This window comes from Dokdonia donghaensis DSW-1 (genome assembly GCF_001653755.1).
Lineage (GTDB): Bacteria > Bacteroidota > Bacteroidia > Flavobacteriales > Flavobacteriaceae > Dokdonia > Dokdonia donghaensis.
This window is the reverse complement of record NZ_CP015125.1, coordinates 890,326-905,567: the sequence shown is the minus strand read 5'-3', so window position 1 is coordinate 905,567 and position 15,242 is coordinate 890,326. Positions and strand designations below refer to the sequence as shown.

15 protein-coding genes are annotated in these 15,242 nt (G+C 39.2%); 9 read left to right on the top strand and 6 right to left on the bottom strand.

Annotated elements, in window-relative coordinates; genetic code table 11:
• Positions 1–4: 4 nt before the first annotated feature.
• The 6 genes from I597_RS03945 to I597_RS03920 form a co-directional block, all read right to left on the bottom strand.
• The gene (locus tag I597_RS03945; protein WP_035326624.1) at positions 5–595 is read right to left on the bottom strand and encodes an NUDIX domain-containing protein; all 591 of its coding nucleotides are present in this window, start codon (positions 593–595) and stop codon (positions 5–7) included.
• Positions 595–1,785 carry a sensor histidine kinase gene (locus I597_RS03940; RefSeq protein ID WP_035326622.1) on the bottom strand — a complete coding sequence of 397 codons (1,191 nt, stop codon included), beginning with the start codon at positions 1,783–1,785 and terminating at the stop codon, positions 595–597. The genes I597_RS03945 and I597_RS03940 overlap by 1 nt, the downstream gene beginning before the upstream one ends.
• Before the next feature lie 108 nt (positions 1,786–1,893).
• Positions 1,894–2,619 (bottom strand): metallophosphoesterase, encoded by a 726-nt coding sequence (locus I597_RS03935; RefSeq protein ID WP_035326620.1) that lies wholly within the window; start codon positions 2,617–2,619, stop codon positions 1,894–1,896.
• A 27-nt stretch (positions 2,620–2,646) separates the two neighbouring features.
• Complete coding sequence (locus tag I597_RS03930) at positions 2,647–3,783, bottom strand: ATP-binding protein (RefSeq protein WP_035326618.1); 1,137 nt, start codon at positions 3,781–3,783, stop codon at positions 2,647–2,649.
• A gap of 23 nt (positions 3,784–3,806) precedes the next feature.
• Positions 3,807–4,559, bottom strand: a complete 753-nt coding sequence (locus I597_RS03925) for an SDR family NAD(P)-dependent oxidoreductase (protein WP_035326616.1) — start codon at positions 4,557–4,559, stop codon at positions 3,807–3,809.
• 10 nt (positions 4,560–4,569) lie between these two features.
• Positions 4,570–5,436 carry an aldo/keto reductase gene (locus I597_RS03920; RefSeq protein ID WP_035326614.1) on the bottom strand — a complete coding sequence of 289 codons (867 nt, stop codon included), beginning with the start codon at positions 5,434–5,436 and terminating at the stop codon, positions 4,570–4,572.
• Positions 5,437–5,603: 167 nt separating this feature from the next.
• Between I597_RS03920 and I597_RS03915 the strand changes: the two genes are divergently transcribed.
• From I597_RS03915 to I597_RS03875, 9 genes are all read left to right on the top strand, one after another.
• Complete coding sequence (locus I597_RS03915) at positions 5,604–6,608, top strand: AAA family ATPase (protein WP_035326611.1); 1,005 nt, start codon at positions 5,604–5,606, stop codon at positions 6,606–6,608.
• 60 nt (positions 6,609–6,668) lie between these two features.
• Positions 6,669–7,535: a DUF58 domain-containing protein gene (locus I597_RS03910; RefSeq protein ID WP_035326608.1), complete on the top strand. Its 867-nt coding sequence runs from the start codon at positions 6,669–6,671 to the stop codon at positions 7,533–7,535.
• Between the two features lie 31 nt (positions 7,536–7,566).
• Complete coding sequence (locus tag I597_RS03905; protein WP_035326606.1) at positions 7,567–9,231, top strand: cytochrome c-type biogenesis protein; 1,665 nt, start codon at positions 7,567–7,569, stop codon at positions 9,229–9,231.
• The gene (locus I597_RS03900) at positions 9,231–10,235 is read left to right on the top strand and encodes a vWA domain-containing protein (protein WP_035326604.1); all 1,005 of its coding nucleotides are present in this window, start codon (positions 9,231–9,233) and stop codon (positions 10,233–10,235) included. Before I597_RS03905 ends, I597_RS03900 begins: the two co-directional genes overlap by 1 nt.
• A 28-nt stretch (positions 10,236–10,263) precedes the next feature.
• Positions 10,264–11,298, top strand: a complete 1,035-nt coding sequence (locus tag I597_RS03895; RefSeq protein WP_035326601.1) for a vWA domain-containing protein — start codon at positions 10,264–10,266, stop codon at positions 11,296–11,298.
• A gap of 3 nt (positions 11,299–11,301) precedes the next feature.
• Complete coding sequence (locus I597_RS03890) at positions 11,302–12,192, top strand: tetratricopeptide repeat protein (RefSeq protein WP_035326599.1); 891 nt, start codon at positions 11,302–11,304, stop codon at positions 12,190–12,192.
• Positions 12,192–13,958 carry a BatD family protein gene (locus I597_RS03885; protein ID WP_035326594.1) on the top strand — a complete coding sequence of 589 codons (1,767 nt, stop codon included), beginning with the start codon at positions 12,192–12,194 and terminating at the stop codon, positions 13,956–13,958. Before I597_RS03890 ends, I597_RS03885 begins: the two co-directional genes overlap by 1 nt.
• A gap of 1 nt (position 13,959) precedes the next feature.
• Complete coding sequence (locus tag I597_RS03880; protein WP_035326585.1) at positions 13,960–14,724, top strand: tetratricopeptide repeat protein; 765 nt, start codon at positions 13,960–13,962, stop codon at positions 14,722–14,724.
• Between the two features lie 137 nt (positions 14,725–14,861).
• Positions 14,862–15,155 (top strand): hypothetical protein, encoded by a 294-nt coding sequence (locus I597_RS03875; protein ID WP_035326576.1) that lies wholly within the window; start codon positions 14,862–14,864, stop codon positions 15,153–15,155.
• The last annotated feature ends 87 nt before the right edge of the window (positions 15,156–15,242 follow it).

Genomic DNA, 15,242 nt, shown 5'->3' with positions numbered 1-15,242 from the left:
CAACTTACAAATTGGATGTTTTCATCACACCAGAGAGTGCCAGGTGCTGTAGTAAGATAATTGTTTTGGCATCTTTAATAACACCTTTTTTTACGTCTTGTAACGCTTTCGCGAAGGCGTACTCAACCACCTCAATATCTTCGTTTTCACTGTCTAGACCGCCACCATCTGTTACTTTTTGAGCATCGTCATAAGGTGCTATAAATAGAAAAATGCGCTCTGTTACCGCACCTGGAGAGGTAAAAACATCACCCACACTGGTGAGCGCTGGTATCACATAACCGGTCTCCTCCTCTATCTCTCGTATAATGGCTTGCTCTGGCGCCTCGTCTTCTATAATACCGGCGGGCACTTCTGTTAAAAAACCATTGTCTCCCGCAAGGTATGCAGGTAACCTAAACTGTTTTATGAGGATGACCGTTTGCTTTTTTACATTATAAAGCAAAGCACAAGCGCCGTGGCCTCTGTCGTATACCTCGCGCTTTACATCGCTCCAAGATTGATCTTGATTTTGATAACTGTAGGTTACTTTTTTTAGCGTTGCCCACTGATCACTTATGATCTCTTCTACTACGTTTTTTATGCGATTACTCATTATGCGAGACGTAAAGCTATTTGCATTGTTGTTCCTTTATTTACCTCAGATTCCAGTACTTTTATACGGCCGTCGTGATACTCCTCTATAATACGCCTTGCGAGTGATAGGCCTAGGCCCCACCCTCTTTTTTTGGTAGTAAAACCTGGCTCAAAGATTTTATTAAACTTAGACTTAGCAATGCCTTTACCCGTATCTGTAATTTGAACAATCGCAAAGCGTGTATCACGAGTGATAGTAATGGTTAACGCACCTTTACCCTTCATCGCATCTATGGCATTTTTTATGAGATTTTCAAATGTCCAGCCATATAGTTCTTTATTGAGCATTACTGGTAGTTGCCCTTGCGGGATGTCTAGCGTAAAGGTGATGAGTTTTGAGCTGCGCTTGCTTAAGTAATCATAAGCCTCTTGCGTCTCTGCAATGAGGTCTACTTTTTTAAGATCTGGCACAGAGCCTATTTTACTAAAACGATTTGTAATAGTCTCAAGCCTATTAATGTCTTTAGTCATCTCTGCAATATAGTCTGGATCTACATTTTCGGTTTTGAGAATTTCTGTCCATCCTACCAGTGATGAGAGTGGTGTCCCTATCTGGTGTGCTGTTTCTTTTGCCATACCTGCCCATAGTAAGTTTTGAGAACCCGCTTTTGAGGTGAGATAGTAAAAGTAAATTAAGGCTATAAAGAGAATAACTATCACGATAAGCGCAATAGGAAAGTACTTGATCTGATTTATAATAGCCGAGTTGCCATAATATAATGTTTGCTCCTCTACGCCATCAAAGGTGATAGCAATAGGTTCATTTACCAGTGCATACTCTTCGGCTAGCTGTCTTAAATCTTCTTGCGAGAGCTTATCTGCATCTGGAATATTTTGAGGCACAAAAGTATCTGCCTCCAGTTGATACAGTAATAATGGGATTGTTCTATTATCACTTATGATAAGGCTTTGTAAAGAGGTAAGCTCGTTAGATAATATGCGAGTATCTCTATTACGACTTTCTAGGTTAACCTCACTTGTATTTGCAAGGGCTCTCATTGCCGCAGCATAAATCTCTACTTTAGACTGCTCTGCATCTTTAAGCTGATCAAAAAAAAGCGACACATTCCACAAGATGAGTGTGGTAATGATAAGCGATGAGATGATGATAAACCATCTCGCAATATGCGGCTGTGCGCTAAAATTCATACAATGCTATTTGGGTTAAAGATACAGACAATTCAAAAACCAACTATTTTATAAAACACGCTCAATATCTATTAAAAAAATGACCGCATCTTTATGATATACTAGTAGTTAATTTCTACCATTTTCATTAGGATAAAGCGCTGGTAATGGGTCGCTCTGCCAGTACTCTTTGGTATGTACGTCTAGTACTGTAAGTGGTCCTTTAAAAGCAGCTCCTGTGTCTAGATTCCAGACGTTAGCTTTATTTACAGGCGTTGTTTTATTAATACGAGTAGTAGGCGTGTGCCCTATAAATATTTCAGAAAATAGCTTTAAGCGCTTAGGGTATAACGCATCTCCCTCTACTATATCTTCTCGCATAGCACATACCATCTCCCATAAAGTTCTATCCCAAAAGAAAACGGTGGTGTGCCACTCGTGCTCAGGCCCGTTAAGGTTCTGAAATCCTGCGTGACAAAACATTCTGTTATGCTCATCTATATGATAGTCTTTAAACGTTTTGTAAAAATCCAGATGCGCCTTAATCTCTTCTTTAGACCTACGACTGTAAGAGTCTATAGTGCTTTGTCCCCCGTGCTGTAGCCACTTAGGCGACATCTCTTTACCTTCTAGCCACTGCTGTACGAGGTCATCGTGATTGCCTCGTATAAAGGTTGTTTTATTTGATTTTTGAAGCTCTATAAGCTTATCTATCACCTCTGCACTCTCACTCCAGCCGTCTACATAATCACCTAAAAAAATGAGATGATCTTCTACTGTAATCTTTGCCCTCTCTATAGCTTGCTCTAGGGCACGTAAACCACCGTGTATATCTCCAAAAATTAATGTTCTCATAAATCTTAACTGTCCTTCTTTTATATTTTATTCATACCTCACCTTTCTCAAAATACGCATTGTCTCGCGATATCTACCGTAAGCACCGCCTCTTATCTTTTTCATAAACGGTTTGAGCTCTACTAGTTTTTGCATCGCGCTGTCAAAACCGTTGAGATAACAAATTAGATACGTGTTTGATAGATTATATAAATCCTTCCATTCACCTTGATTGAGCGCTATACCACGTTTAAGCTTATAAAAAATAACATTGTTATTATTAAAAATATGATACAACGTCTTTCTATCTACCTGAGGTGGCTCAAACACCAAATTGGTATGAATGGTATAGGTTCCGCTTTCGCGAAAGCGTATCTCAACCTCTTCTAGTGGGTAATATTTAAACTGCTCTTGTACCCCGAGATGCACATACTCTAAAATCTTAAAACAATCTTCATCATAGGTAATTGAGACCTCATCTAGTGAAGAGTAAAACAGTTTTACCTGCTCATTAATGAGCTCTATATCTACTCTAGAGTAATAGGTCTCACCTTTTACCACTTTTTTTACTCCTGCCCAGCATAGTACAAACTGCTCTTTAAATACTTTATAAGTGCTCTCTCTATCTTTATGACGATGATTTACAAAATCCATCACACCGTCTAGTGTGAGTTTTATGCTGTTTTTTGCGTGTCTCTCTATTGCAGCAACAATGTCACTATTTACATCTACTATATCAGACTTAAAGACCTTAGGCATAGAGATACTGCCATCTCTAAAAAAGACTGTACCTCCCCAGTATTTCCAAATATTGCGACGTAAAGCTGTAAGTTTATCTTGTGCTCTAATGGTTACAAGTCCCACCACCTTATCTGCCGGGAGGTTAGGAAATGGTATGTTCTCATAAGAGATAATAGGTGGGTTATCTAGATATGCGTTTATGAGGTTTTGCAACTTACTATCATCAAAGAACGGCACGCCCATAATATCATTTTCGCCATCATCTACGCCTATAACGATGTACGAATTGTTTTTTGGGTTGCTATTGGACAGCGCACAGATATGTTTTAAAAATTTTGCTTTGCCCTCTTTATTGCTAATGTCAATCTTACGCTTCTTGTCATAAAAACTGTTCTCGTCATTGTGAGCGAGAAGATTTTTTACAAGAAGTCGTTTATTAATCATCGTGCTCTATGCATTGTTATATTCTAGTCATTTCTATTAACTATCGTAGAGCTTGCTTGTGCTGTGGAGAGCACGACGAGATCTGCAATGTTTACGTGATAGGGTCTGGTGACTGTAAAGTGTATAATGTCTGCAATGTCTTCTGGTTGTAGGCAGTCAAAACCTTGATACACCTTATCTGCTCGATCCTCATCATTTTTAAAACGTACTTTACTAAAATCTGTTTCTACCATCCCCGGATTTATGGCTCCCACACGTACGTTATGCTTATTAAGATCTAGACGCATTCCTTGGTTTATAGCATCTACAGCGTGCTTACTTGCACAGTATACATTGCCATTAGGATACACTTCTTTTCCAGCTGTAGAGCCTATATTTATGATATGACCTCTCTTACGCGCTGTCATCTGTGGGATAATTGCTTTACTTACATACAGCAACCCTTTTACATTAATGTCGAGCATTGCATCCCAATCATCTATAGAGCCATTTTGTATAGGATCCAGACCGTGAGCATTACCTGCATTGTTAATTAAGATATCTATGGTATTAAAATCTTCTGGCAGACTTTCTATCGCAATGGTAACATCTTCATTGTTACGTACATCAAATGTAAGTGTGTGCACAGGCACGTGCTTACCAAGCTCATTTTGTAGCTCATTTAATACCTCCTCACGACGACCGCAAAGAATGAGACGTATCCCTTCTTGTGCAAATCGAGTGGCTGTTGCTTTACCTATACCACTGGTGGCTCCGGTAATAAGTGCTGTTTTCATAATATTTTCTTTATGCTACTTCTTCTCCTACGCTAGCTTCTAAGATGGTAAACCAATCTTTAAGGCTTAATGCTATTTTTTCTGCCAGCACAGCATTTGTAATGCGGCTCGCAGTTGTGGTCCCTATAACTGGGTGTATACCCGCTGGGTGCTTGAGCAACCAGGCTAGTAATAATTGATCTTGTGTGGCATTATACTTTTCGCATAACGGCTCTAGCGCTTTTTTAATGCGATCACTCTGCGGTGTCTCTTCTCTAAAAACAGATCCCAGCGGACTCCAGCTCATAGGTGTGATCCCATTAGTCATCATATAATCTAGACTTCCATTATCTAGAGCGCTACGCTCTGTAATAGAGATTTCGAGCTGGTTTGCACTCACTGCCACACGTGATGCCACAAGTGCTGTTTGTGAAGCTGTAAAGTTAGAAAGTCCAAAATCTTTTATTTTACCTTGTTCTTTTAACTGGCTTACTGCGGCTGCCACCTCATCTGGTTGAAGTAGTGGGCTAGGCCTATGTAACAAGAATAAATCGAGGTAGTCTGTTTGTAGCTCTTTGAGAGACCTTTCGGCGCTGGCTATGATGTAATCCTTGTCGTACTGGTAATGTTTTATGGTGTTTTCTGGCCTGTTGTCCCCCATCATCTGGATACCGCACTTGCTTATAATTTGTACGGTTTCTCTAGGGATGTTCGCTTTCGCGAAAGCGTTACCCCACTCACCTTCTGTCGTGTAATCCCCATAAATATCTGCGTGGTCAAAGGTGGTAACACCTTGCTCAAGACAGTGATGTATGGTCTCAACCATTTGGCGTTCATTAAATTGCTTGCCCCAAACGCCCCAGGTCATACAGCCTTGAATTATTCTTGAAAATTGCATCTGTAGTTTTTAAATTTGGTTTTATTAAAAGTAGTTGTTCTAAAACTACAGAAATGTGTGCGAAGCCCTTTATTTTCAATATTTTTTAACCAAATGTTAACAAGATTTTCAGGAATAAAATGAGACTTTGCGACGTTAGAAGTTTCTGCTTACTAGAATAAAGAATTATGGAAGAAAATACTACATCGATTGACATACAGGCAATCAATGAAAAAATTGAGCGTGAGAGTGCCTTTGTAGAGGTTCTTACAATGGAGATGAATAAAGTAATTGTGGGTCAAAAGCATATGATTGAGCGATTGCTCATAGGTCTTTTGGGTCGTGGTCACATTCTTCTAGAAGGGGTGCCAGGTCTTGCAAAAACGCTAGCCATAAACACCTTATCACAAGCGGTACACGGCTCTTTCTCTCGTATACAGTTTACGCCAGATTTACTCCCTGCAGATGTAGTGGGAACGCTTATTTATAATATGAAGCTCGCAGACTTTAGTATCAAGAAGGGACCCATTTTTGCAAACTTCGTTCTTGCAGATGAGATTAACCGTGCTCCGGCAAAAGTGCAATCTGCCCTACTAGAGGCAATGCAAGAAAAGCAGGTTACCATAGGTGACGAAACTTTTAAACTAGATAAGCCATTTTTAGTAATGGCAACACAAAACCCTGTAGAGCAAGAAGGAACATACCCACTACCCGAAGCACAGGTAGACCGTTTTATGCTTAAAACGGTGATAGATTACCCAAAGCTAGAAGATGAGCAACTCATCATACGCCAGAACTTAAAGGGTTCTTATGAAAAAGTAAACCCTGTGGTATCTGTAGAGCAAATTATAAGAGCGCAAGAGGCGGTAAAAGAAGTGTATATGGATGAAAAAATTGAGAAGTACATTCTTGATATCATCTTTGCAACGCGTTACCCAGAAAATTATGGCCTGGCAGATTTAAAACCTCTCATAAACTTTGGAGCATCGCCTCGTGGTAGTATTAACCTTGCGACAGCTGCAAAATGTTATGCATTTATCAAGCGTCGTGGTTATGTTATACCAGAAGATGTACGTGCCGTGGTACACGATATACTGCGCCACCGTATAGGTATTACCTATGAAGCAGAGGCAGAAAATGTGACCTCTGTAGATATCATCAATAAAATTGTAAACCAAATAGAAGTACCATAGACAGCTCATACCACTCGTGAGAATAGTTACTATGTGATAAATTATAGTCCCAAAAAAAAATTGGATACAAAAGAACTTCTTAAAAAAGTACGCAAGATCGAGATTAAGACACGTAGGCTGTCTGATCACATTTTTGGTGGAGAATATCACTCTACCTTTAAGGGTCGTGGTATGACGTTTTCTGAGGTGCGCCAGTATCAGTTTGGTGATGATGTGCGTAATATAGACTGGAACGTGACAGCACGTTACAGTGAGCCGTACATTAAGGTTTTTGAAGAAGAGCGAGAGCTCACAATGATGCTCGTGGCAGATGTGTCTGGATCTGAGTTTTTTGGAACAGACAAGCAGTTCAAAAATGAAATTGTTACTGAAATTGCGGCAACACTCGCCTTTAGTGCAATGCAAAATAATGACAAAATAGGTCTCATCCTTTTTACAGATGAGATAGAGCTATTTATACCTCCTAAAAAAGGAAAGTCTCACGTACTGCGCATCATACGTGAGTTACTAGAGTTTAAACCTAGCTCAAAAAAGACAGATCTTGCACAAGCCATAAAATACCTTAGTAATGTGATGAAAAAGAAAGCCATTGTTTTTGTGCTTTCAGACTTTATTACAGACGGCTATGAGCAGACAATGAAAATTGCTGCAAATAAGCACGACATCACAGGTATACGTATTTATGACCAGCGAGAAGAAAAAATACCTAGCCTAGGTATCGTACAGATGGAAGATGAAGAAACTGGCGAGCTAGCACTTATCAATACAAGTTCAAAAAAGATAAGAACAAACTATGAGGTATACTATAAAGAGCGTGTTGCTTACTTTAAAGAAACCTTTAAGCGTAGTGGTGCCGGTGTTATAGATGTACGTACAGATCAAAGCTATGTAAAAAAGCTACTGGGATACTTTAAAAGACGTAGCTAGTAGCAATAAAAACCCCAAAGAGAAATACCTAATGAATACCTCAAGACAACATAACTTTAATACAGCTGGCATATCTAAGTCTGCCTTGTTTGTGTTTTTCTTGATCTGCTTTCTTTTTACCACATCATCTCAAGCTCAAGATGATGTACGTGCCACCGTAGATTCTACAAGCATTCTTATAGGGCAACAAATAAATTACAAGATTGAAGTTCTTGCAAATGATGGTGAGGCGGTAGTTTTTCCAGAGGGCCAAACTTTTAACCCTCTCGAGGTTATAGAAAGTTATAAAATTGACACTGCAAGCTCTACTTCAGCAAGATTAAAGCTTATTAAAAGATATGGTTTAACACAGTTTGATAGTGGTCGCTATGTAATCCCAAAGCAAAAAATAATCATAGGGACTAAAACTGTAGAGACAGATACTTTTCTAGTAGAAGTAAACAATGTTGTACTAGACACTGTAAACCAAGGTCTTTATGACATTAAACCTATTATAGAGTTGCCTAGAGACTATAGCAAGTGGTGGAAGTACTTGTTATGGATCATCCCAGTGCTTATCGCAATCGGACTATTTTTGTGGTTCTTACTACGTCGTCACAAAAAACAAAAAGAGGCAGAAAAATATGTACCTCCTTTTGAGCAAGCCATAGCAACACTCAACGCACTAGATCAAGAAGATTATATCGCTCAAGCAAAATATAAAGAGTACTACACCGCACTTACAGATGCCATACGTCGCTACTATGATGAGAAGGTATATGATCGCGCTATGGAGAGCACGACAGATGAGCTCATTGCACGCCTTGAGATGGAGCGCGACAGTGGTCACATTGACTTCAGCAGGGAGACTATCGCAAAGCTTAAAGATATTTTTAAACGTGCAGACCTTATAAAATTTGCACGTGTAAATCCGCCAGAGGGTAAAGCGCAAGCAGACCGTCTTAGTGTAGAAGAAATAGTAAAAGAAACTAAAGAAGCACTCCCACCTCCTACTGTAGAAGAACTTATGAAGCAGGAGGATTATAGAGAAGCGCTTTCGCGAAAGCGTAAAAGAAAACTATGGCTTACCGCAATAGGTGGTGTTCTGGCCATCTTACTTGTAGCAACCACCGTAGGTATAGTCGTTAAAGGGTATAGTGAGGTTAAAGATTTTGTCTTCGGAAATATGACGCGTGAGCTTGCCGAAGGTACTTGGATTACCAGTGAGTATGGAGCACCATCTATGATTGTGAGTACACCAAAGGTGCTTACAAGACAAGAAGTAGCATTACCACCAGAGGCACAAGGGCAAATGGAGGCAACCTCATTTGCGTGGTCTACAGTACCGGCAAATGTGTCTATACTCGTATTTCAATTCAAATTTCCAGAAAACGCCGAAGTAAAAGTAGAGCAGCTCATTGCAAATCAACTTGCGATGTTTGAGCAAAACGGCTTCTCTGCAGATGTGGTGAAGAATGAAAAGTTCAAAACGCCTAATGGCGCTGAGGGTCTTAAAACCTTTGGAAAAGGAACACAAATTATAGATGAAGAAAAGGAAATGATGGACTCTGGTGAGTATGCATTTTTAACTTTTCAGTCAGAAAGTGTGATCCAGCAATTATTTATAAGCTGGCACGATGAAGATCCTTATGGTAAACAAATCGCAGAGCGCGTGATGCAAAGTGTAGAACTGCAAGCAAAAGAAGAAGAGAAGTAATGCTAAGCAATTTTGAATTTTCAAATCCTGAGTTTTTCTGGTTGTTTCTTGCACTGCCAGTAGCCATCGCTTGGTACTTATGGAAACGTAAGAAGCAAACGCCTGCGGTAAAAATATCTAGCATAAAAGGTTTTAAAACGAGCACTAGCATTTTACCTAAACTCAGACCGCTTCTATTTATTTTGAGACTAGCGGCTCTTAGTCTTATTATAGTGGCACTCGCTAGACCGCGTAATGTAGATGTATCTACTAAGACTAAAACCACAAAAGGTATAGATATAGTAATCGCGATAGACGTATCTGCTAGTATGCTGGCAAAAGATTTACGTCCTAATAGACTGGAAGCACTTAAAAAAGTAGCTTCAAGTTTTATAAATGGCCGTCCTAACGATCGTATAGGGCTGGTAGAGTATGCAGGTGAGAGTTTTACAAAAACACCTATCACGAGTGATAAGAGTATTGTACTAAGTGCGCTTAAAAGCATACAGTACAACAGCATTATAGAAGGAGGGACCGCTATAGGTATGGGGCTAGCAACGGGTGTAAACCGCATTAAAGACAGCAAAGCATTAAGCAAGGTTATCATATTAATGACAGATGGTGAGAATAATGCGGGACAGATAGACCCGCGTATCGCAGCAGAGCTCGCTCAAGAGTTTGGCATTAAAGTATACACCATCGGGATGGGTACAAACGGTACGGCACTATCACCTTATGCTCGTAACCCTAACGGTACATTTGTGTATGAAAATATACAAGTTACTATAGATGAAGAGCTACTAGAAGAAATCGCCGAAACCACAGGAGGTGAATATTTTAGAGCGACTAACAATAAGAAACTTCAAGAAATCTATGATGAGATAGATAAACTTGAACGTACCGATGTAGAAGAGTTTAAGTATACAAATTATGAGGAAAAGTACAGGCCTCTAGTTTTACTAGCAGGATTGTTACTTATGATTGAGTTATTATTAAAGTATACTGTTTTTAAGAGTTTTGTATAAATAATATATGCTTTTGTAAAAGGCACCTATGTATCTATTAGAAGAAAAAATATGGTTTTGGTTACTGCTCGCTATACCTGCGGTGATACTCTTATATATGGGGGTATTAATCTGGCAGCGCAGTGCTCAAAAGAAATTTGCAAGCGCAAATCTTCTTAAAAAATTAAGCCCAGACAGGTCTTATTTTAAACCAGGTCTTAAGGTCCTTATGGTCTGTATTGCCATTGCATTTTTAGTAGTAGGCCTTGTTAACCCAAAAATGGGTACTAAACTTGAGACCGTAAAGCGCGAGGGAGTAGATGTGGTGTTTGCCATAGATGTTTCAAAATCTATGCTAGCAGAAGATATAGCACCTAATAGAATTGAAAAATCAAAACAACTAGTTACTCAAATCATCAATAGTCTGGGTAGCGACCGTATAGGCATTATAGCCTATGCAGGAAGTGCATACCCACAACTACCTATCACGACAGATTACAGCAGTGCTAAGCTATTTTTGAGCCAGATGAATACAGATATGCTCTCTAGCCAGGGTACAGCCATAGGAGAAGCTATAGAGCTTGCAAAAACCTATTATAATGATGAGGAGCAAACTAATCGTGTGCTGTTTATCATATCAGATGGTGAGGATCACGTGGGAGAAGCATCCAGCCTAGCAGAACAAGCAAATAAAGAAGGTATACGCATTTTTACGATAGGCGTAGGTAAAACCGAAGGCGGCCCCATACCTCTCAAGCGCAACGGCATTGTACAGTCATATAAGAAGGATCAAAACGGAGAGACCGTAATCACACGCTTAGACGAGGCTACTCTCAAGGCTATTGCAGAGCAGGCTAATGGCGAGTATATAGACGGTAACAGCACTGCCACAGTGGTAGAAACGGTACAGAATTTGCTCAATGGTATGGACAAAAAAGAATTTGAGGCCAAGCAGTTTGCAGATTTTAAAGATCAGTTTCAATGGTTTTTAGGCGCAGGATTGTTGTTCTTATTTTTAGACATATTTCTATTAGACCGCAAGACTAATTGGCTCAAGAAGTTAAACCTTTTTAATGATAACTAAGCAATGAAAAAGTTACTTACACTGGCGCTAGCCACACTAGCTTTTACTGCCATAGCTCAAGAAAAAGCAAAAGAAGGAAAGACACTTGAAAATCCGCTGGCAGGTGAGGCTAGAGAGTATATTCTAGAAGGTACCGAAGCAATGATAAACCAAGAAGGTGGCGTTGTAGATTTTGACGCTTTCGCGAAAGCGGAATCAAATCTAAGAGCAGCCATCTCACTCACACCAGAGAGTGTACCTGCAAAATATAATGCCGGAAACAACTATTACAAAAACAAAAAGTGGGAAGAAAGCACAAGCGCGCTAGCAAGAGCAGCAGCTGTAGCACAAACTAAAAAAGAAAAGCACAAAGCATATCACAATCTAGGTAATGCGCTTTTTCAACAAGAACAATGGGATGGTGCTGTAGAGGCCTATAAAAATGCCCTACGCGCAGATCCTACAGACGAAGAAACGCGCTACAACTTACAACTTGCCAAAAAAGAAAAAGAAAACAATGGCGGTGGTGGTAGCGATAATGACGACCAAGAAAACCAAGACGAAAACCAGGATAAAGACGAAAATAAAAAAGACGACAAAGGAGAAGGAGATAAAAAAGAGGGAGAAGACGGCGACAAGGAAGAAACAGACGATAAGGGCGAAGAAAAAGAAGACGAGGGAGAACAAAAAGAAGATGATAAAGGAGACCCTAAAGACAAAGACAAAAAGCAAGATGGTGGCGAGGGTGAAGAAGATAAAAAACAACCACCACCGCAACCTAAGCAAGGGCAATTATCTCCTCAACAAGTGCAGAGCTTACTAAAGGCGATGCAAGATCAAGAGAAAAAAACCCAAGAAAAGATAAATGCACAGAAAGTAAAAGGTGCAAAAGTAAAAACGGAGAAAGACTGGTAATGAAGATGAAATCAAACATAGTTTACCTGTTTCTACTCATAGGGACAGTTTTATTTGCGCAAGACGTTCAGTTCAATGCAAAGTTGAGCAAGAATAGACTAGGTGTAAATGAGCGTTTACGTGTAGATTTTATAATGAACCAAGATGGAGATAATTTTAGAGCTCCCAGTTTTGAAGGTTTTAGCGTGGTAGGAGGCCCTAGCCAGACTACAAGCAGGCAGTGGGTAAATGGTAAGAGTAGTTTTTCAAAAACATATTCTTATGTATTATCACCCACTAAGCGTGGCAACCTTGAGATAGGCCAGGCAGAAATAACAGTAGGGGGTCAGATTTATAAATCACCACCCGTACCAGTTACGGTTACTGCCGCTGTAGAGGTCCCAAAAGATCCAAATGACCCCACTTATCTAGCAAAAGAAAAAGTACATCTCGTAGCAGAGGTTTCAAAAAACAGCCCTTATCTTAATGAAGCATTTACTATTGTTTACAAGCTTTATGTCTCAAAAGAGACAAGTGTAAATAACTGGCGCGAGCTTGACTCACCAAAGTTTGCAGACTTCTGGAGTCAAAGCGCAGACGAGAAGCAGTTTAAAATTTATGAAGGGAAGTATAAAGGAGAAGACTATCGCTATGTTATCTTAAGACGTACTGTGCTCTACCCTCAAAAGACAGGAAAACTAGAGATAGAACCTTTAAGCCTAAGTGTTGCTGTAAGTGTCCCTACTAACCGCCGTGATATCTTTGGACGTATACTCAGTAAAAGCGCAAATATTACAGTAAGCGCTCCTATAAGAACGGTAGATGTAAAACCATTACCTGATGCTGGCAAACCAGATTACTTTTCTGGTGCTGTAGGAGAGTTTGATTTTAAAGTCACTTCAAATAAAGATACACTAGATGCAGGAGAGGCTTTTCAGCTCAAGTTACAAGTGCAAGGAAAAGGAAATCTTAAACTTTTTGAGTTACCTAAACCTAACTTACCAAGTACACTAGAAGTATATGAGCCAGAAAATGGTGATAAAATACGTACTAATCTTGCCGGTATGAGCGGCCTTAAGGAAGATACATATACAGTTGTACCACAGTTTAAGGGCAGTTACCCCATACCACCACTTTCATTTACGTACTTTAACCCTAAGACCAAGTCTTACGAACGTATCACCTCACAAGAGCGTGTGATTACAGTAGAAAATGGACCTACAGACACTGCAAGTGCGATATCTGACACTAATGATACAAAGCAGCAGCAAGTCGTTGCTTCAGATAATCAATTTCAGTACATAAAGACAACAGCAAACCTTAAACCGGTTACACAAGAAAAGTTCTTTAAGAGCACACTATTTTGGATGCTTAGTCTACTTCCATTTTTATTGATTCCTATAGCTATACTTCTGCGCAAAAAGAAGGAATCTTATGCAAATGATGTCACGGGTAATAGAATACGCAAGGCAGATAAGCTCGCTAGAAAATTTCTCGCTACAGCAAAGAAAAACCTAGGTAGTCAAAAAGAGTTTTACATCGCAATGGAGCGTGCTTTGCACAACTACCTCAAAGCAAAACTTAACATCACAACCAGTGAGATGTCTAAAGATCGCATAACGAGATTACTTAAAGAACGTGATGTAGATCAAAACACCACAATAGAGTTTATAAGTCTTCTAGAAAGCTGTGAGTTTGCTAGATATACCCCATCCAGTAGTGTGGCTATGCAGCAAGATTATGATAAAGCCGTAAGAGTTATAAGTGCCATAGATAAACAATTATAAGATGAGAGACCTGATCACATACATCGCGGTAACTGTACTTATGCTTGCAGTTACACCTGTTATAGCTCAAACTCCAGAGCAATATTTTGAAACTGCAAATGCACACTATGCAGAGGGCAGGTATCAAGAAGCTATAGATGATTATAAAAAGATACTAGACAGCAATCAAGAAAGCGCTGCCGTATACTATAACCTAGCAAACGCACACTTTAAACTTAATAATGTAGCGCCTAGTATTTACTATTACGAGAAAGCAAAGCAACTTGCTCCAGCAGATAGTGATATAAAAAACAATGCTTCATTTGCAGATAAAATGAAGATAGATGCCATAACGCCATTACCAGAAAACACACTTCAAAAATGGTTTAACAACATTCTTAATATTATGACTACAGACGGCTGGGCATATGCCACAGTCGCATTTGTATTCTTATTTGTAATACTATTTATAAGCTACTACTTTTCTGTAGCCTCTGGTAAGAAACGTTTGTTTTTTGTAAGTTCTGTGACCAGTTTACTTCTTGCAATCTTATCACTTGTGTTTTCTTATAACGCTTTCGCGAAAATTTCTAAAGACAACCCAGCTATCGTATTTGCTGCAACTTCTGAAGTAAAGAGCGAGCCTAATTTAAAAAGCACACAAGCCTTTATACTACACGAAGGAACTAAGGTGATGATTCTTGAAACAGTAGATAACTGGAACAAGATAAAACTAGCAGATGGTAAAACCGGCTGGATTCCTACGACAGATGTAAGAGCGTTGTAGTAATTTGTTCTACTTTTGTTATTCTAGGTATTATAAGTAACTTATAGCAAGTCTACATTAATTCTATTTATTTTTTTTAAAACAAAGCACGTTATCACAATTATTGCTAGTTTTATTACTAATTAAAAAAACAACCATTGTTTAAGGCAATCTCTTTATATGCACTCGCCTTTATGATGTCCTTCTCTATAGTAGGACCATCATTTATAGCACTCTTTGAATCAGACAGCTCTATTGAGATTGTTCAAGATATCGAAGAGGAACAAAGTGAGTCTAAAAAGGAGCTAGAAGAATATGAAAAGTTCCTCACAGACGATCTCAGTTTTTCTATTATACGTACAGATGATCCTGTACTCGCTTTTTATTGCTATCTAGACAGTTCTTACGGCCACATTAAAGATGTGAGCTCTCCTCCACCAGATTACGTATAAAGATTACTTCATCTTTTGAGTACTTTGTGTTAATGTCACCCATTACTCTTTTCGCGAAAGCGTTATTACTTTTTAAATCATCGCCTT

Bases quoted from the DNA above. Each gene is read 5' to 3' on its own strand.
- I597_RS03900 (WP_035326604.1), top strand. From the start codon at position 9,231: ATGCTAAGCAATTTTGAATTTTCAAATCCTGAGTTTTTCTGGTTGTTT.
- I597_RS03915 (WP_035326611.1), top strand. From the start codon at position 5,604: ATGGAAGAAAATACTACATCGATTGACATACAGGCAATCAATGAAAAA.
- I597_RS03920 (WP_035326614.1), bottom strand. From the start codon at position 5,436: ATGCAATTTTCAAGAATAATTCAAGGCTGTATGACCTGGGGCGTTTGG.
- I597_RS03930 (WP_035326618.1), bottom strand. From the start codon at position 3,783: ATGATTAATAAACGACTTCTTGTAAAAAATCTTCTCGCTCACAATGAC.
- I597_RS03925 (WP_035326616.1), bottom strand. From the start codon at position 4,559: ATGAAAACAGCACTTATTACCGGAGCCACCAGTGGTATAGGTAAAGCA.
- I597_RS03945 (WP_035326624.1), bottom strand. From the start codon at position 595: ATGAGTAATCGCATAAAAAACGTAGTAGAAGAGATCATAAGTGATCAG.
- I597_RS03890 (WP_035326599.1), top strand. From the start codon at position 11,302: ATGAAAAAGTTACTTACACTGGCGCTAGCCACACTAGCTTTTACTGCC.
- I597_RS03940 (WP_035326622.1), bottom strand. From the start codon at position 1,785: ATGAATTTTAGCGCACAGCCGCATATTGCGAGATGGTTTATCATCATC.
- I597_RS03880 (WP_035326585.1), top strand. From the start codon at position 13,960: ATGAGAGACCTGATCACATACATCGCGGTAACTGTACTTATGCTTGCA.
- I597_RS03935 (WP_035326620.1), bottom strand. From the start codon at position 2,619: ATGAGAACATTAATTTTTGGAGATATACACGGTGGTTTACGTGCCCTA.
- I597_RS03905 (WP_035326606.1), top strand. From the start codon at position 7,567: ATGAATACCTCAAGACAACATAACTTTAATACAGCTGGCATATCTAAG.
- I597_RS03895 (WP_035326601.1), top strand. From the start codon at position 10,264: ATGTATCTATTAGAAGAAAAAATATGGTTTTGGTTACTGCTCGCTATA.
- I597_RS03885 (WP_035326594.1), top strand. From the start codon at position 12,192: ATGAAGATGAAATCAAACATAGTTTACCTGTTTCTACTCATAGGGACA.